Annotated in this window: 15 protein-coding genes; 6 read left to right on the top strand and 9 right to left on the bottom strand. The window is 65.1% G+C overall.

Features of this window, described 5'->3' with window-relative positions:
* Nucleotides 1–67: 67 nt before the first annotated feature.
* Together GRZ55_RS04115 and GRZ55_RS04110 are read right to left on the bottom strand one after the other, a co-directional pair.
* On the bottom strand, nt 68–1,240 hold the full coding sequence (locus GRZ55_RS04115; RefSeq protein ID WP_169285639.1) for an iron-containing alcohol dehydrogenase: 1,173 nt from the start codon (nt 1,238–1,240) through the stop codon (nt 68–70).
* A gap of 28 nt (nt 1,241–1,268) precedes the next feature.
* Complete coding sequence (locus GRZ55_RS04110) at nt 1,269–2,654, bottom strand: aldehyde dehydrogenase family protein (RefSeq protein ID WP_169285638.1); 1,386 nt, start codon at nt 2,652–2,654, stop codon at nt 1,269–1,271.
* 257 nt (nt 2,655–2,911) lie between these two features.
* Between GRZ55_RS04110 and GRZ55_RS04105 the strand changes: the two genes are divergently transcribed.
* The gene (locus GRZ55_RS04105) at nt 2,912–3,067 is read left to right on the top strand and encodes a hypothetical protein (RefSeq protein WP_169285637.1); all 156 of its coding nucleotides are present in this window, start codon (nt 2,912–2,914) and stop codon (nt 3,065–3,067) included.
* Nucleotides 3,068–3,140: 73 nt separating this feature from the next.
* Here GRZ55_RS04105 and GRZ55_RS04100 read toward each other — a convergent pair whose 3' ends face one another.
* From GRZ55_RS04100 to GRZ55_RS04085, 4 genes are read right to left on the bottom strand one after another with little or no spacing between them, the layout of a single operon-like run.
* The gene (locus GRZ55_RS04100) at nt 3,141–3,839 is read right to left on the bottom strand and encodes an ABC-type transport auxiliary lipoprotein family protein (RefSeq protein WP_169285636.1); all 699 of its coding nucleotides are present in this window, start codon (nt 3,837–3,839) and stop codon (nt 3,141–3,143) included.
* Nucleotides 3,817–5,454, bottom strand: coding sequence for an MlaD family protein (locus GRZ55_RS04095; protein ID WP_169285635.1), 1,638 nt, complete (start codon nt 5,452–5,454; stop codon nt 3,817–3,819). The genes GRZ55_RS04100 and GRZ55_RS04095 overlap by 23 nt, the downstream gene beginning before the upstream one ends.
* Nucleotides 5,455–5,464: 10 nt before the next feature.
* Nucleotides 5,465–6,250, bottom strand: a complete 786-nt coding sequence (locus tag GRZ55_RS04090) for an ABC transporter ATP-binding protein (RefSeq protein ID WP_246734538.1) — start codon at nt 6,248–6,250, stop codon at nt 5,465–5,467.
* A 59-nt stretch (nt 6,251–6,309) separates the two neighbouring features.
* Nucleotides 6,310–7,500, bottom strand: a complete 1,191-nt coding sequence (locus GRZ55_RS04085) for an ABC transporter permease (protein ID WP_169285633.1) — start codon at nt 7,498–7,500, stop codon at nt 6,310–6,312.
* 67 nt (nt 7,501–7,567) lie between these two features.
* Here GRZ55_RS04085 and dgcA point away from each other — a divergent pair, with 67 nt between their 5' ends.
* Nucleotides 7,568–8,551: an N-acetyl-D-Glu racemase DgcA gene (gene dgcA / locus GRZ55_RS04080; RefSeq protein ID WP_169285632.1), complete on the top strand. Its 984-nt coding sequence runs from the start codon at nt 7,568–7,570 to the stop codon at nt 8,549–8,551.
* 3 nt (nt 8,552–8,554) lie between these two features.
* On the opposite strand, the gene GRZ55_RS04075 is transcribed toward dgcA, so the two are convergent.
* Nucleotides 8,555–9,358: a UDP-2,3-diacylglucosamine diphosphatase gene (locus GRZ55_RS04075; protein ID WP_210257222.1), complete on the bottom strand. Its 804-nt coding sequence runs from the start codon at nt 9,356–9,358 to the stop codon at nt 8,555–8,557.
* A gap of 126 nt (nt 9,359–9,484) precedes the next feature.
* Here GRZ55_RS04075 and GRZ55_RS04070 point away from each other — a divergent pair, with 126 nt between their 5' ends.
* The 4 genes from GRZ55_RS04070 to GRZ55_RS04055 are packed head-to-tail and all read left to right on the top strand — an operon-like array spanning nt 9,485 to nt 14,684.
* The gene (locus tag GRZ55_RS04070; protein WP_169285631.1) at nt 9,485–10,264 is read left to right on the top strand and encodes an SDR family oxidoreductase; all 780 of its coding nucleotides are present in this window, start codon (nt 9,485–9,487) and stop codon (nt 10,262–10,264) included.
* Between the two features lie 35 nt (nt 10,265–10,299).
* Nucleotides 10,300–11,142 carry a fumarylacetoacetate hydrolase family protein gene (locus GRZ55_RS04065; RefSeq protein WP_169285630.1) on the top strand — a complete coding sequence of 281 codons (843 nt, stop codon included), beginning with the start codon at nt 10,300–10,302 and terminating at the stop codon, nt 11,140–11,142.
* A 31-nt stretch (nt 11,143–11,173) separates the two neighbouring features.
* Nucleotides 11,174–13,492 carry an NADP-dependent malic enzyme gene (locus GRZ55_RS04060; protein WP_169285629.1) on the top strand — a complete coding sequence of 773 codons (2,319 nt, stop codon included), beginning with the start codon at nt 11,174–11,176 and terminating at the stop codon, nt 13,490–13,492.
* A gap of 49 nt (nt 13,493–13,541) precedes the next feature.
* On the top strand, nt 13,542–14,684 hold the full coding sequence (locus tag GRZ55_RS04055) for a DUF2865 domain-containing protein (RefSeq protein ID WP_169285628.1): 1,143 nt from the start codon (nt 13,542–13,544) through the stop codon (nt 14,682–14,684).
* Here GRZ55_RS04055 and gltX read toward each other — a convergent pair.
* Nucleotides 14,602–15,975, bottom strand: a complete 1,374-nt coding sequence (gene gltX / locus GRZ55_RS04050; RefSeq protein WP_169285627.1) for a glutamate--tRNA ligase — start codon at nt 15,973–15,975, stop codon at nt 14,602–14,604. The genes GRZ55_RS04055 and gltX overlap by 83 nt on opposite strands.
* Nucleotides 15,972–17,216 (bottom strand): MFS transporter, encoded by a 1,245-nt coding sequence (locus tag GRZ55_RS04045; RefSeq protein WP_169285626.1) that lies wholly within the window; start codon nt 17,214–17,216, stop codon nt 15,972–15,974. Before GRZ55_RS04045 ends, gltX begins: the two co-directional genes overlap by 4 nt.
* Nucleotides 17,217–17,283: the final 67 nt, after the last annotated feature.

Genomic DNA, 17,283 nt, shown 5'->3' with positions numbered 1-17,283 from the left:
CGAGGCAAACATCCCGGGCCGGTCGCAACAACCGGCCCTTAGCACGGGCGGGGTGACAAGTCGCGGCTCAGCGCCGCCCCTTCATCGCGCGGTCGAGAATGTCGAGCGCCCCATCGACGGTCAGCTCGACCGGGTTCCCGCCGGCCGTCGGATCGACCACCGCCATCTCGGCAATCAGCTGGCGGCGCTCCTCGTCCATGTCGAGCCCGTCGATGAAGGCCGGCAGGCTCTCAGGCACCTTCAGTTCCGCGCAGAGCGCGTTCACGCGGGCGAGGAAGCCATCGAACCCGCCGGAAATGCCGCAATAGGCGGCCAGCCTTTCCATGCGCGTCTCGATCGCCGCGCGGTTGAATTCCAGCACGTGCGGCATGAAGACGGCATTGGTCATGCCGTGATGCGTGTCGTAGAGCGCGCCGATCGGATGCGACAGCGAATGGATCGCCCCGAGGCCGCGCTGGAAGGAAGTCGCCCCCATGGCAGCGGCCGACATCATGTGCGCGCGCGCCTCGATGTCGGTACCGTCGGCATAGGCCTTCGGCAGGTTTTCGAGCACGAGGCGCACGCCCTCGGCAGCGATGCCCTCGGCCATCGGATGATAGCCCGGCGCGCACCAGGCCTCCAGACAGTGGGCCAGTGCATCCATGCCGGTGCCGGCCGTGATGAAGGGCGGCATGCCGACCGTCAGTTCCGGATCGGCGATGACCGTGACCGGCAGCATCTTGGGGTGGAAGATCACCTTCTTGGTGTGAGTCGCTTCGTTGGTCAGCACCCCTGCCCGGCCGACTTCCGAGCCTGTTCCGGCAGTCGTCGGCACGGCGATCACGGGGGCGATGGCATCCGCGTCGGCGCGTGTCCACCAGTCGCCTATGTCCTCGAAATCCCAGATCGGCCGCGTCTGGCCAGCCTGGAAGGCGATGAGCTTGCCGAGATCGAGGGCCGAGCCGCCGCCAAACGCGATGACGCCGTCATGGCCGCCCTGCCTGTAGATGGCGATGCCGGCCTCCAGGTTGGATTCCACGGGGTTGGGCTTGACGTCGGAAAAGACACCGTACGCAACGCCTGCCTCCGAAAGCAGCCGCAGCGTCGACGCCGTCACGGGCAGCTTCGCCAGTCCCGGATCGGTGACGAAGAGCGGCTTTGACATGCCAGCCTTGGCGACGACTTCGGGCAGTTCCGCAACGCGCCCGGCGCCGAAGCGGATGGCGGTCGGAAAACTCCAGTTTGCAACGAGCTTGGTCATGAATGGGTACTCGGGACGGGGTTGAAGGTCAGATGACCTGGCGCAGGTGGAAACCCTTGGGCCGGGTCAGATTGTCATAGCCGGTGGTGCCCATCGCGCCACCCTTGCCGGTGTCCTTGACGCCGGTCCAGACGAGGCCTGGATCGACGTAATCGCAGCGGTTCATATAGACGAGCCCGGTCTCGATCCGGTCGCCGATTCCGGCGGCGCGGTCGGTGTCGGAGGTCCAGACCGAGGCGGTCAGGCCGTACTGGCTGTCATTCATCAGCTGGATCGCCTCCTCGTCGTCGCGCACTTTCATGATGCCGACGATGGGCCCAAAACTTTCCTCGCGCATGACGCTCATCTGGTGGTCGACATTGGTCAGCACTTCGGGCGCCAGATAGGGCGAGCCCTCGCGGTCGTTCTCGACCTTCATGCCGATATGGGCGACGGCGCCCTTGCGCAGCGCCTCGGCCCGCTGTTCACGCACGGCATCGGCAAAACGGGCCTGCGCCATCGGTCCCATGGTGGTCGCCTCGTCCAGCGGATTGCCGACGACATAGTTCTTCGTCTCGGCCACGAAGCCCTCGACGAACTGGTCATAGACCTTTTCGTGCACGTAGATGCGCTCGATGCCGCAGCAGCACTGACCCGAATTGTAGAAGGCCCCGTCGACCAGATTGGCCACCGCATGCTCCATCTTCGCGTCGGGCAGCACGTAAGCCGGGTCCTTGCCGCCGAGCTCCAGCCCCAGCGTGGCAAAGGTTCCAGCGGCCGCCCGCTCGATCGCGCGCCCGCCGGCGACCGATCCGGTGAAGTTGATGTGGTCGATCCTGCCCGAGCCGAGCAGCGTCTCCGTCTGAGCGTGGTTGAGGACGATGTTCTGGAACAGGCCCCTGGGCAGGCCGGCCGTATCGAAGGCAGCCTGAAGGCGCTCACCTACCAGAAGGGTCTGGGCGGCGTGCTTGAGGATCACTGCATTGCCCGCCATCAGCGCGGGCACGATGGTGTTGATCGCCGTCAGATAGGGGTAGTTCCAAGGCGCAATCACCATCACGATGCCGAGCGGCGCGCGGCGCAGATAGCGCCGGAAACCGTCCTTGTGATCAAGCGCCGGTCTGTCGGCCAGCGCGGTGGCGGCCAGGTCCACCATATAGCGGGTACGCTCCTCGACGCCGCCCTTCTCGCCGCCATAGCGCACCGGCCGGCCCATCTGCCATGCCAACTCCGGCACGATTTCGTCATTCATGGAGACGAGCGCCTCGAGAAATGCCAGCAGGAAAGGCGCGCGCTCGCCCACAGGACGACGCGCCCATTCCGCCTGGGCGGCGCGCGCGCGATCCAAGGCGCCGTTGATGTCGCTGTCGGAGGCCACGGGACGCTCGGCGAAGAGTGAGCCGTCGATGGGTGAAATAAGCCTTATCGTATCCACTGAAGCTAATCCTGCCTGGGGTGGGACCGGACAAAGTCACTTGTCCGGCGAAACTGCGCTTTCTTGCTAATACCGGCCCGCGACCGGGCGCAACACCCAATCGTGCTGGCGCACGTCAATCGGTAACTCTGGCGCAGGGCCCTCTGCAAGCGGGGCTCTCGCGCCCAATACCGTCAGTTACGATTTTTTACCAATCGGTTGATGCATCGCTGCCTCGCCTCTGCTACTGAGCCGCATCATCTCAAGGGGGATTATGTATGGATCAGGACACGAACAGACCGGAGTCGCATGCAAGCGACGAGCGGCCGGTGGTCGAGCTCTATGATCCGTTCAATCGCAGCTTCTCCAACCGGAAGCGCGAAGACCCGCTTCTGCGCCTTTACGACAAGAAGATCGTACAAGACGATTTCTGAGACCGCGGCGCTTGAGGTGCCGCGCGCACTTCCATTTCGTTAAATCATGCCGTGCTGATGACCGCTCCGGCGGTCAGATCGCCGCCAGCACCCAGGGCACCAGTTCAGCGGCCATCTGCTGATGCGCGCGGTCGAGGGCGGCAATATAAGCGTCGTTACCCGTGCCCGTCAGCGGCACCTCCGCCTGGAACACCCGGGTCGCCCGCACCACGCCGTTGCGGTCGTCGAGCAAGCGAACTGAAATCTCGACCGTGGCGCGGCGCTGGCCGAAAACCCGCACCTCGAAGGCGCGGATGTCGGAGACAAGCTGATAGTCGATCGCAAGTCCTTCGCCCGGGCGGCCCACGCCACCGAGGCGGCCGGTGGCCTGGAACGCGTCGGCCAGACGTGCCTGCACGATTCGTGGCAGACGGTCGGCCCATTGCGCCCCGCTGAGGAATTCGATCGAACCGGGCGAGGTCCGCACGACGATGTTCTCGGCATCGAGCGATCGCAAGGCAGATGGTTCGGCGATCAGCAATTGCGTGCGTGATCGCGCGCCACCGGCAGCCGCCACCGGCGGCGGCGTGAGGTCGTAGGTGTCGAGTGCCGCAGGTCCGAGCCCCGGAAGCGCGGCACAGCCCGGCAAGGCCAGAAGGGCGAACACACCGACAAAGGCTAGAGACTGGAATTTCACTGAGACTTTCCGCCCGGATACGAGTTCGACACACGCGATCGACTGGTTTTCATGGATGTGGAGGCCCCGGATGTCAACGCCGCTGGCGCCCGTCATACTGGCGAACCCCGCCCTCTCCACCGGTTATGATACGCTGCGGGTTACGCTCGAAGGCGCTGATGGCCTCCTCGATCCGGTTGATCGAACGGCGGCTGTCGCGAATGAGCGCCTCGGCCTCCCGGAGCCCCTGGCCCGAAAACCGTTCCAGACCCGTAGTGATCGGTCCCACGCGCGCATTCAGGTTTTCCGCGGTCTGGCGGATCGCCTGCATGGCCTGGTTCGCTTCGGTCACGACCTGTTCGATCTGATCGGAACCGAGCAGATCATCGGCGCGCTCCAGCACCGAATCGAGACGGCCGGTGGAAGCGGTGAGGCGCTCGGCGAGTTCCCGGTAGGACTGCAGCGTCAGGCTGGCCTCAGACATCACGCCTTCGGCCTCGCCCGATCCCAATAGTTCGTCCAGGCTGACGAGAACCTCGTCGACGCGGTCGGAAGAGCGCATCAGGCGTTCGGCCAGCGCGCGGTAGGCCTGGACCGTCTCGCGCGTGTCGGCGACGATGCCCTCGACGTCATCCGACCCCACGATGTCATCGACGCGGGCGACGACGCTCTCCACCCGCTCGGAGGTGCGGTTGAGCCGCTCGGCCAGTTGCCGCGAATCACCGATGATCTGGTCGATGTCTTCGCTGCGGTCGTTGATGAGTTCGCCCAGACGCGCAACGTTTTCGGCTGCCTCGTTGACCGTCGCGCTCGCGGTCTCGAAGTTGCGGACCACGTTGGCGACAAGTTCGGGATCGACGCTTTCGACGATCGTGTCGACACGCGCCAGGGTCTGGTTGGCGCCGTCGGAGAAGCGCACGACCTGCTGTACCGCCTCGTCGACATTGGCCATGATCTCGGCCAAACCGCCGCCGGCCTCGTCCAGCTGTCGGGTGAAGCCCTCGACATTGCTGACCACGGCGTTGATGCGATCGGGATCGACGGCACGGATCAGTTCCTCGCCGGCGGCGAGTGTCGTCTCCAATCGGCCGGCGACGCTGGTGAAGGTCCCCGAAAGTTCGGAAACACTCGACAGGAAGGTGTCGATTCCGTCCGCATTGTTCTCCAGCGCCTGAGAGAACGCCTCCACATTGCGCACCGTCTCGGTCAGCGGGCTGCGCACGTCGCCGACAAAACCCTCGAACTGGTCGAGAATCACGTCGGCACGGCGGAAGATCGACTGGGCGCTCTCCAGCAGATCCGCGACGGCCGACGGATTGGCTGTCACTTCCGCGGTCCGGCCCTGTTCCTCCGCGATATCGAGCAGATTGGCCTCGCTGGCACGCGAGCCCCGCATCTCGATGCTGGCCTGGCCGGTCAGGTTGGCGAGGCCCACGTCGACCTGGGTCGAGGCGGTGATGGGCGTGCGCCGGTCGATCCGCGCCTCCACGATGGCCGCGTCGGGATCGTTGACGTCGATGTAGACGCGGCGCACGTCGCCGACGCGGACGCCGTTGAACAGCACCGCACTGCCGCGGCTCAGCCCCGAGGCCGAGCCGGGAATCCGGATTCTAAGTTCGGCCGTGTCGCCGCGATCGCCGGCCGACGCCGTCCAGTAGACGAAGCCGAAGGCCGCGAGCACTGCAACCAGCGTGAATATGCCGACAATGACGTAATTGGCTCTGGTTTCCATGCGCCGTGCCTCAAACCTGCTGTCTGGTCGTCAGATCAAGCTGACGCGCCCGCTTGCCGCGGAAATAGGATTTTACCCAGGGCTCATCGACTTCCATCATCTCGGCAATCGTGCCCTGGACCAGGACCTTCTTGCCGCCGAGCACCGCGATGCGGTCGCAGACGGAGAACAGGCTGTCGAGGTCGTGCGTGACCATGTAGACGGTGAGCCCCAGCGTGTCGCGCAGCTTGGCGACGAGTTCATCGAAATCCGCCGCGCCGATGGGGTCGAGGCCGGAAGTCGGCTCGTCGAGAAAAACAATGTCGGGATCGAGTGCCAGCGCGCGCGCGAGCGCCGCGCGCTTGATCATGCCGCCCGACAATTCGGAGGGAAACTTGTCGGCGGCTTCCGCCTTCAATCCCACCAGTTCGATCTTGAGCAGGGCCAGCTCGTCCATCAGCTTTTGCGGCAGATCGAGATATTCACGCATCGGGACCTGCACGTTCTCCTTCACGGTAAGGGCGGAGAACAGGGCGCCGTGCTGGAACAGCACGCCGACCCTCATGTCGAGTTCCATGCGTTCCGTCTCGTCGGCCTTGTCGAGATCCACGCCAAAAAGCTCGATCTGCCCCGCGCGCTTGGGCGTCAGACCCAGCACCGTGCGCAGGAGTACAGACTTGCCGGCACCCGAAGCGCCCACGAAACCGAGAATCTCGCCGGGATACACGTCGAGATCCAGCCTCTCGAGAATGACGTTGTTGCCGAAGGCGACCGTGACGCCGCGTGCCGAGAGAATCGGGGTGCGCGCGGACGTCATGCCCGCTCGATCCGCATCCTGCCGTTCTGGTTCACGCGTCGTCTCGTTCATTTCCATCTCTAGAAGTCGATCGTGGCGTAGAACATGGCAAACAGACCGTCGAGGATGACCACGATGAAGATGGCCTTCACCACCGCACTGGTGACCTGACGGCCGAGCGATTCGGCGCTGCCCCCGACTTTCATGCCCTCCACCGACGCGATGATGCCGATAATGAGCGCCATGAACGGCGCCTTGATCAGGCCAGCAAAGATAGTGTTGAGGCCGATGCCGTCGCGCATGCGATCGAGAAAGGTTTCCGGAGGAATTCCCGAATAGCTCCATGCAACGACCATCGCGCCGCCGATGGCCGCAAAATTGGCAATGACGGTCAAACAAGGCAGGGCGATGACGAGAGCGACCAGTCTGGGAAAAACCAGCACGCCGACGGGATTGAGGCCGATGACGGTGAGCGCGTCGACCTCCTCGCGCATCTTCATCGATCCGATCTCGGCGGTAATGGCGCTGCCGGTCCGTCCGGCGACCATAATGGCGGTCATCAGCACGCCCAGTTCACGCAGGACGAGGATGGAGACCAGGTCGACGGTCAGGATCTCGGCACCGAAATAGCGCAGCTGGAAAGCGCCCTGCTGGGCCACGATCGCTCCGACGATGAACGACATCAGGACGATGACGGGGATCGCGCCCACACCCATGCGGTCGATCTGGTGGAAGATGGCGGCCGGATTGACGGCATGGCCCCGGCCCATCTTGAGCTGCGCCCCGCGGATCGTCGCACCGAGAATGTGCATGGCGAGGAAGAAATCGTCGCGCATCCTGTAGACGCTGCGGCCGATGGCCTCAAGAATGCGCAGGGGCAGGATCGGCCGTGCCTCGGGGGCGACCAGCGCGCGGTTTGCCACCGCATGGTGAACCGCTTCGATCAGCGTCTGTGCACCGGGATGGGCACCCTCGATCGTGGTTTCCCCGCCCTTGTCAGCCTGCGCGGTGGCCAGCCGTTCGATCAGCCACGCCCCAGCCGTGTCGAAACGCTCGACCTGCGACAGGTCGATCGTCAACGGCCGCGCATCGAGATTCTTTTCGAGCTTGCGAAGCTCACCATCGACGACGGCTACTGAACTCGTCTCCCAGTCGCCGAAAAACCGGCACAAGCGCGTGCCATCGGCTTCGCGCAACTCGATGCGCGGAGCCTGCCTGCCGGACGGTGGCCCGCCCCGGTCGCTTGCTTCCTTCTGCCGCTTCAGCAACATGGTTTCTCATTAGTGACTTAAGGCTCGACTGTCACTTTATGGTTTTGCAGCCGAATGGAGATTGTTGATGCGGCGTGACCTTTTTGTCGAAACGGAACGTTTTCCCATAGCAGGCGGCTTCGCCATATCGCGGGGCACCAAGACCCATGCCGAGGTCGTCACCTGCCGCCTGACCCAGGACGGGAAGACCGGGTGGGGCGAGTGCGTGCCCTACGGCCGCTACGGCGAGACGATCGAGAGCGTCATGAAGCAGATCGAATCGATGAGCGATAGGCTTTCCGGCGGTCTTTCGCGCGACGAATTGCTGACGGCCATGCCCGCCGGCGCGGCCCGCAACGCGATCGACTGCGCTCTCTGGGATCTGGAGGCCAAGATCGGTACGCTGGATATCCAGTCGGCGCTGGGCGGCCCGCCCGCCAGGGCGCTGGAGACGGCCTATACAATCTCGCTGGGCGAGCCCGAGGCGATGGCGGCGCAAGCCGCGCGCAACGCGCACCGCCCTCTTCTCAAGGTCAAGGTCGGCACGGCGGACGACACGTCGCGAATCGAGGCGGTGGCCGCCGCCGCACCGGACAGCCGCATCATCCTCGATGCCAATGAGGGTTGGACGGCCGACAACATCCGCCACCACCTGTTGACCTCGGCCCGCTGCCGCATCGCGCTGGTCGAGCAGCCTCTGCCGGCCGGCCAAGACGCGATCCTGGCCGGAATCCCGCATCCCGTCCCGGTCTGCGCCGACGAAAGCGTGCATGGCACGGACGATCTGGACATGCTTCTGGGCCTCTACGATGCAGTGAATATCAAGCTAGACAAGACGGGGGGGCTGACCGAGGCGATCCGCCTGCATGGACGCGCACGAGAGCTGGGCTTCGGGATCATGGTCGGCTGCATGGTCGGCACGTCGCTTGCCATGGCACCGGCACTGTGGCTGGCACAGGATGCGGAATTCGTCGACCTCGACGGCCCGCTGTTGCTGGAGAAGGATCGCGAGCCCGCCCTTGCCTATGAGGGTTCGATGGTTTCACCACCCCAGCCCGAGCTCTGGGGCTGAAGGTCAGGCAGCTTCGCGCTGGTCGGCCAGCCTGAGCTGCGGCGGTTCGGCCGGCTTCTTCACGTGAGTCCACGAGACAATCGAGAAGGTGCCGTCGAAATCCTCCACCACGGCCGTGCAGCTTTCCACCCAGTCGCCGGAATTGATGTAGCGGATGCCGGCCATATCCTCGATGACGGCATGGTGAATGTGGCCGCAGATAACGCCTTCGGCGCCCGCCTTGCGGGCCTCGTGCACAACCACCTCCTGGAAGGCGCTGATAAAGGCGACCGCCTTCTTCACCTTGATCTTGGCCCATGAGGAAAAAGACCAGTAGGGCCAGCCGAACAGGCTGCGCACCTTGGCGATCGCGCGGTTGATGGCGATCGCCAGGTCGTAGGCGAGATCGCCCAGATAGGCGATCCAGCGCGCATTGTGGACGACGCAGTCGAACTGGTCGCCGTGAATGACGAGATAGCGCCGTCCGTCGGCTCCATCGTGAATCGCGCTGTCCACCACCTCGATCCCGCCGAAATGCGTGCCCTGGAAATCACGCAGGAATTCGTCGTGGTTGCCCGCGACATAGGTGATCCTGGTCCCCTTGCGCCCCATGCGCAGCAGCTTCTGGACGACGTCATTGTGCGCCTGGGGCCAGTGCCACGACCGCTTGAGCCGCCAGCCATCGACAATGTCGCCGACGAGATAGACGTGCTCTGCCTCGTGATGGCGCAGGAAATCGACGACGAACTCGGCCTTGGCGGCCCTGGAGCCCAGATGGATGTCGGACAGAAAGATGCTGCGGCAGCGGCGGGGGGTAACGGCTGTCATGAGGCGGATCCGGATTGGTTGCGCTGGAGACAGTTTGCTATGGCGCGATTCACGTCACGGTTTGATGACGGTTGCGTTTTGGTGTTTGCGGGCTAGGTTGCGGGCCAAATTTGAGGGAGATGACGCATGGATCTGGGAATTCGGGGCAAACGCGCGATCGTCTGCGCTTCCAGCCGGGGACTTGGCCGAGGCTGCGCCATGGCGCTCGCCGCCGCCGGTGTCGAGCTGGTGATCAACGGCCGCGACGAGAAGGTTCTCAATGCGACCGCCGAGGAAATCCGCGATCTTCACAAGGTCGGGGTCACCGCGGTCGCCACCGATGTCTCGTCGCCCGACGGCCAGCGCGCGCTTCTGGCCGCCTGCCCCGACCCCGACATCCTCGTCAACAACAATGGCGGACCGCCCTTGCGCGATTTCCGCGAATTGTCGCGCGAGCAGATACTCGAAGGCGTCACGCAGAACATGGTCACACCGATCGAACTGATAAAGGCGGTGATCGACCCGATGCGCGAGCGCGGTTTCGGGCGCATCGTCAACATCACCTCGCTTTCGGTCTACCAGCCGATCCCCGGTCTCGACCTTTCCTCCGGCGCGCGCGCCGGACTCACGGCCTTTCTGGCCGGCGTGGCCCGCACGGTCGCCGACAAGAACGTGACGATCAATCAGATCCTGCCCGGCAAGTTCGACACCGACCGCATTCGCTCCACCATCACTTTCGCGGCCGGCAAGTCGGGACTGAGCGAGGAGGAGCAGGCGCAAAAGGTCGCCAACGAGATTCCGGCGCGGCGCCTGGGTTCTCCGGACGAGTTCGGCAGTACCTGCGCGTTCCTGTGCTCGGCCCATGCCGGCTACATTACCGGTCAGAACATCGTGCTCGATGGCGGCCTCTATCCGAGCGCCTTCTGAGCTAGAATGCGGAATCAGGAAAAAGGAGCAAGAAATTGAAACTCTTGCGTTTTGGCGAAACGGGACACGAGAAGCCGGGGGTTCTGGACACGGACGGCACGATCCGCGACGTCTCCTCGCTGGTCTCCGACTTCACGCCCGACACCCTCTCCGCCTTGATGCTGGGTACGCTGACGCGCGCCGACTTGTCATCCCTGCCGGAGGTGCCGGCAGGGACGCGCCTCGGTCCGCCCATCGCGCGCACCGGCCATTTCCTCGCGATCGGCCTGAACTATGCCGACCACGCCGAGGAATCCGGCATGCCGATCCCGACCGAGCCGATCATCTTCTCCAAGGCTCCAAGCTCGCTCAGCGGTCCCAATGACGACGTCATCATCCCGCGCGGATCCGCCAAGACGGACTGGGAAGTCGAGCTCGCCATCATCATCGGCGAGCATTGCCACGGGGTCGACGAGGATGAGGCTCTTTCCATGGTGTTGGGCTATGCGCTCTGCAACGACGTCTCCGAGCGCGCCTTCCAGGCCGAGCGCGGCGGCCAGTGGATCAAAGGCAAGAGCGCGCCGACTTTCGGCCCGTTGGGTCCGTGGCTGGTGACCGCCGACGAGATCGCCGATCCGCAGGACCTCGACATGTTCCTCGACGTGAATGGCGAGCGCTGTCAGACCGGCAACACCAGGACGATGATCTTCCCGGTCGCCCACATCGTGTCCTATGTCTCGCAATTCATGGCACTCGAGCCGGGCGACATCATCACAACGGGCACGCCACCCGGCGTCGGCATGGGCATGAAGCCGCAGCGTTTCCTCAAAGCCGGTGACGAGATGCGGCTCGGCATTGCAGGACTCGGGGAACAGCGTCAAAAGGTCGTCGCGGCCTAACGGCCCAAGGGAATGCCAGGCGGGGAATTCGATGAGCAAGGAAAAGCAGAAGCCGGAAGCCTCCGTCCTGGATGACGCCGCGCTTTTCTATCACTCCAATCCGCGGCCCGGTAAGCTTGAGATCCAGGCGACCAAACCGCTCGGCAACCAGCGCGACCTGGCGCTGGCCTATTCGCCGGGCGTGGCGGCGCCCTGCCTCGCCATCCACGAGGACCCTGCCCGCGCAGCCGACTACACGGCGCGCCAGAACCTTGTCGGCGTGGTCTCCAACGGCTCCGCCGTACTCGGCCTCGGCAATATCGGCCCGCTCGCCTCCAAGCCCGTGATGGAGGGCAAGGCGGTGCTGTTCAAGAAGTTCGCCGGCATCGACGTCTTCGACATCGAGATCGACGCGCCAGGCATTGATGCGATGGTTTCGGCCATTGCCGCGCTCGAACCGACCTTCGGCGGCATCAATCTTGAAGACATCAAGGCGCCAGAATGCTTCGAGGTGGAGGAGCAGTTGAAGGCGCGCATGCGCATTCCCGTCTTTCACGACGACCAGCACGGGACGGCGATCATCGTCGCGGCCGCCGTGCTCAATGCGCTGGAACTGGCCGGCAAGCAGATCGAGGACGTCAAGATCGTGACTTCGGGTGCCGGCGCCGCCGCCCTTGCCTGCGTCAACCTGCTCGTCACCCTCGGTGCACGTCCAGACAATATCTGGCTGACCGACCGGCACGGGGTCGTCTACCGGGAGCGCGTCGAAGAGATGGACCGCTGGAAGGGTCCGTATCTGAAGGACACGCAGGCGCGGACGCTTGCCGAGGTGATCGGCGGGGCGGACGTCTTCCTGGGGCTTTCGGCGGCAGGCGTACTCAAGGCCGAGATGCTGGCGAACATGGCCGAGAAACCCCTCGTGCTGGCGCTCGCCAATCCCGTGCCCGAGATCATGCCGGAGGCGGCCCGCGCGGCCCGGCCGGACGCCATGGTCTGCACCGGGCGTTCGGACTATCCCAACCAGGTCAACAACGTGCTGTGCTTCCCCTACATTTTCCGCGGCGCGCTCGATGTGGGCGCCACCGCGATCAATGAAGAGATGAAGATGGCGGCCGTGCATGCCATTGCCGGGCTCGCGCGGGAGGAGCCTTCGGATGTGGCCGCACGCGCCTATTCGGGAGAGACGCCGATCTTCGGGCCGGATTATCTAATCCCCTCCCCCTTCGATCCCCGTCTCATCCTGCGCATCGCGCCCGCCGTTGCCGAAGCTGCCATGACCTCGGGAGTCGCCACGCGGCCCATCGCCGAGATGGACGCCTATATCGATAGGCTCAACCGCTTCGTGTTCCGTTCCGGTCTCGTCATGAAACCGGTCTTCTCGGCCGCGCGCGCGGCGGAGAACAAGCGCGTCATCTATGCCGACGGCGAGGACGAGCGTGTGCTGCGGGCAGCCCAGGTTGTGCTCGAGGAAGGCCTTGGCCAGCCGATCCTGATCGGCCGCCCCTATGTGGTGGAAACCCGGCTGAAGCGCTACGGCCTCAAGATCCGGCCTGGCAAGGATTTCGACATCGTCAATCCCGAAGACGATCCGCGCTATCGCGACTATGTGGACCTCCTGATCCGAACGGCGGGTCGTCGGGGTGTCACCCCGGAGGCCGCGCGCACGCTGGTGCGGACGAACACGACCGTCATCGCCGCCCTCTCGATGCTGCGCGGCGAGGCCGACGCCATGATCTGCGGTCTCGAAGGCCGCTACGAGCGGCACCTGCGCCTGGTCGACCAGCTGATCGGCAAGCGCGAGGGCGTCAGCGACCTGTCGGCCCTGTCCATGCTGATCTCGCAGCGCGGCGCCACGTTCTTTACCGACACCTATGTCTCGGTCGAGCCCGGCGCCCGCGAAATAGCCGAGATGACGATTCTGGCTGCCGAGGAAATCGGCCGTTTCGGCATCACGCCGAAGGCCGCCCTCCTGTCCCACTCCAATTTCGGTTCGCGCGATTCCAAAAGCGCCATCAAGATGCGCGAGGCAGCCGCGATGCTGCGCGAGATGGCCCCCGACCTGATGACGGATGGCGAAATGCACGGCGACGCTGCGATTTCCGAAATCCAGCGCAGCCGCGTCTACCCGAACTCGCTGCTGAAGGGGGAAGCCAACCTTCTGGTTTTCCCGTCGCTCGACGCGGCCAACATCACGCTCACGACCGTGAAGACGATGACGGAAGCGCTGCATGTGGGGCCTATCCTGCTCGGCACGGCGCGCCCGGCGCATATCCTGACCCCATCGGTCACTTCCCGCGGTATCGTCAACATGACCGCGCTGGCCGTGGTGGCCGCCCAGCAGGCCGGCGAGGCCGCAGCGCTGTTGGCCTGACGCTTGCCGGGTAAAGGGCGGTTAACCAGAATCGACTAGACGTTTCGCCATGTTGCAGCGAATCGTCTTCTTGCGCGGCTTGCGCCTTCTCCGCACCGGCCTGACGGCCGCCTTGCTCGGCGGCATGGCCCTGCCGGGCATGGCCATCGCCCAGCCTGGTGATTATTGCCGCCAGCTCGAAGCCCAGTTCGCGGCGCTCGGTGCCGGCAGCCGAACCGACCCCCAGCAAATCGCCCGCTACGACACCGCGATCGCCGCCCAGCAGGGAGAACTGCGCAAGGCCGAGGATCAGGTCCGCCGCGCCGGCTGCGACGTCGCCCGCGGTGCCGTCTGTGCCGGCCTGGACGCCACCGTCCAGCGGATGCGCCAGAATCTTGCCGACCTGCAGCATACACGCCAGCGCTTCGGCTCCTCGGCAGGCCTCCAGGCGGAACGCACCCGCCTGTCGGCCCAGATGAGTGCAGAGGGATGCGCCGCTGCCGCCCGCACGGAGACACAGGCCGCGTCTACTGTCACCATCAGCGGCCAGCCGGCCTCCCGAGCCAATATGAGCCAGGCGGCGGCAGCCGAGACCGGCGCGCGCTACCGCACGATGTGCGTGCGCATGTGCGACGGCTTCTTCTTCCCGATATCGCATTCCACGCCGCGCTCGCTGTTCGAACGCGACGAGAAGCTGTGCGCGGCGCGCTGCCCGGGCACGGAAGTCCAGCTTCATTTCCACCGCTTCCCGGGCCAGGAATCGGACGACATGGTGTCGGTGCCCACGGGCATTTCCTACCGCGAGGGCGAAAACGCGTTTCGATATCGGCAGGCGAGCTGGGAGCGGCCGGCCAATTGCGGTTGCGCGGCGGAGCGCGGGTATGAGGTGCTGGCCGGCGGCGAAGGGTGGACAACTTTCGGTGCGGCGGAGGCCGACCCGGAAGCCAGAGACGCGCATATGGCGTCAGCTTCGACCTTGCGGTCGGGCTCCTTCCTCATCCAGGAAGAGCGTGCAGCCGGCCCCGCCCCTTCGGCGGAACCTGCGGCATTGCCCGACGATGAGCCTCCGGTCGACGAGACCACGACAGCTGCCCAGCGGCCTGTCCAGGACGCGCCCGCGGACCGGCCGGTCAGGGTCGTCGGGCCAACGTTCCTGCCCGCCCCAGAAGAGGCAATAGATTTGCGATCTCAGGACCCTTATCGCGCCCGGTGATCGCTACCCGCAGCGGCATGAACATTGCCCTGCCCTTGCGCCCGGTCGCCTGCTTCACGGCTTCCGTCCAGGCCTTCCAGGTCGTCTCGTCCCACGGTTCGGGCGGCAGCAGGGCGAAGGCCTCGCGGGCGAACTCCCGATCTTCCTCGGAAAGCTCGCTCTCCCGGTCTGGCGCCTGTGTGACGATGCGCCACCAATCCGCGGCATCGGCCAGTTTGTCGAGGTTGTCGCGGACCGCCAGCCAGAAGGCTTCGGACTGCTCCCCCTCGATGCCAAGCGCAGCCAAGCGCGGAGCCGCCCTGTCGAAGGGCATGGCATGGATCAGCGTGCGGTTGAGCGCCCACAGATCCGCCGGGTCGAACCTGGCCGCCGATTTGGAGGCCTGAGCCGGTTCGAAGCGTGTCGCCAGCACGTCCAGGCTCGTCACCGCTTCGATGCTTTCCGAGCCGCCCGTCAGCACGGCCAGCGAGGCGATCGCCATGGGCTCCAGTCCGCTGTCGCGCAAGGCGCCGATCGAGAGCGCACCCGAACGCTTGGACAACCCCGTGCCGTCGGCCGCCGTCAGGAGATTGTGGTGCCCGAAGCAAGGTGCCTCGGCGCCGAGCGCCTCGAAGATGGCGATCTGCGCGCCCGTATTGGTGATGTGGTCGTCGCCCCTGATCACGTGGCTGACGCCCATCTCGATATCGTCGACCACCGAAGGCAACGTGTAGAGATAGGTCCCGTCTTCGCGCACGAGCACGGGATCGGAGATGGAGGCCAAGTCGACCGTCTGGCGACCGCGCACCACATCCTCCCAGTGGATCTCGGTGCGCCGGGTCTGATGCGGATCAGCGTCGAAATTGGGCAGCAGGAAACGCCAGTGGGGCTTGCGCCCCTCGGCCTCGAAACCTGCCTTGTCCGCATCGCTCAGCCGCAGCGCCTCTCGGCCATAGACCGGCGGCAGCCGCCGCGACAGGCGCAGCTTGCGGCGACGCTCCAGTTCCTCGGGCGTCTCGTAGCAGGCGTAGAGCAGCCCGGCCTGCTTCAGCTTGTCCACCGCCGCGTCATACAGGGCAAAGCGCCGCGACTGGTAGGCGGTATCGTGCGGCTGCACGCCGAGCCATTTCAGATCTGCTGCGATCGCCTCGGCATATTCCGGCCTGGAGCGCTCGCGGTCGGTATCGTCGAAACGCAGGATGTAGCGTCCGCCATGCCTGAGCGCGTAAAGCCAGTTGAACAGCGCCGTGCGTGCATTGCCGATGTGGATGCGGCCGGTGGGCGATGGTGCGAAACGGACGGTGACTGTCATGGGGCGGGACTAGCCGAAGGCTCGGGCGAAGACAAGGCGCGCGCCTTCAGGCGTCGCGAGACGAAGATCATCAGCACGCCCGCCATGAGGCAGTAGAGCCCCATCACAACGATCTGGGCAGGATAGGAGACGCCGGAATCGATCAGCATCCCGGTCAGACCCGGCCCCACCGCCGTCGCCAGCACGCCCATGGCCACCGTCATCGCACGTATCGCGCCCAGATGTCGCAGACCGTAGATCTCCGGCCACAGCGCCCCGAAGAGCGTGTGCTGAAAGCCGTATGAGAGGCCCAGCAGCCCCATGAACAGAAAGGCAGTCCATTGCGGCTGGAGCACACCCAGCGCGAGACAGGCGGCGGCCAGCGGAAAAAGGAAGCTCGGCAGAAGCGCGATGGCCGAGTAACGATCGACAAGCTGCCCGGCAACCAGCGCGAAGGTCACGGTCGTGACGGCCATGAAGGTGAAGGACGAGGCAAATATCTCCAGCGACCAGCCGCGCAGATCGACGAGATAGATCTGGTGGAAGAAGATGGTGGTGCCGATGAAGCCGGGCGCCAGCACGCCGAGCAGCACCAGATAGAAGAGCGGATCGCGGATCACCTCGCCACGCGTCCAGTCGCGCGCGCGGACTTTTTTGACCGGCGGATCGGAAGCGCGCGGCGCACGCGAGACCTTCACCAGGCCCGAGATGGCCGGCAGCGCGACCAGGAGCAGCGAGGCAGCACCGAGCAGCCACGCATTGCGCCAGCCCCACAGACCCGCCACCAGCACGAAGAGCAAGGGAAAGACCGCCTCGCCGGCATTGACCCCGATTACCGTCACCGACATCGCCCGGCCGCGCTGGGCCACGAACCAGCGCGCGATCGCCGTGGCCGCGTTCTGGGTCATCATGCCCTGCCCGAACAGGCGCAGAAGATAGATGGCGATGAACAGAAGGACGATGTGATGGGAAACGGCCATCATCAGCGCGGCCAATGCCAGCATAGGCACGACGATCAGCGTGACGCCGCGCGGCGAGAGCCGGTCGACGATCTGCCCGAGAAAAGGCAGCGTGGCCGCGCTCGCGATCGTGGCGACCATGTAGAGACCGCCGAAGCCGCCATGGGAAAGGCCGTATTCCAGCCGGATGTCGCCGGCCGACAGCGCGATGAAGAAGGTCTGCCCGTAAGACGAAAAAAAGGTCAGCAGAAACCCGCCGGCAAGCCAGCGCGCGTTCTCGAAAAGAAACGTATGGAATCGCATTGGGACACTCGACGCTGACGGATCATTCCCGGCGCGATGTCCGGCGCCTGCCGCCGAGGCAAGGGGC

The organism is Chelativorans sp. ZYF759, assembly GCF_012911015.1.
In the GTDB taxonomy this organism is placed as follows: Bacteria; Pseudomonadota; Alphaproteobacteria; order Rhizobiales; family Rhizobiaceae; genus ZYF759.
This window is presented reverse-complemented; position numbering and strand designations above follow the sequence as displayed.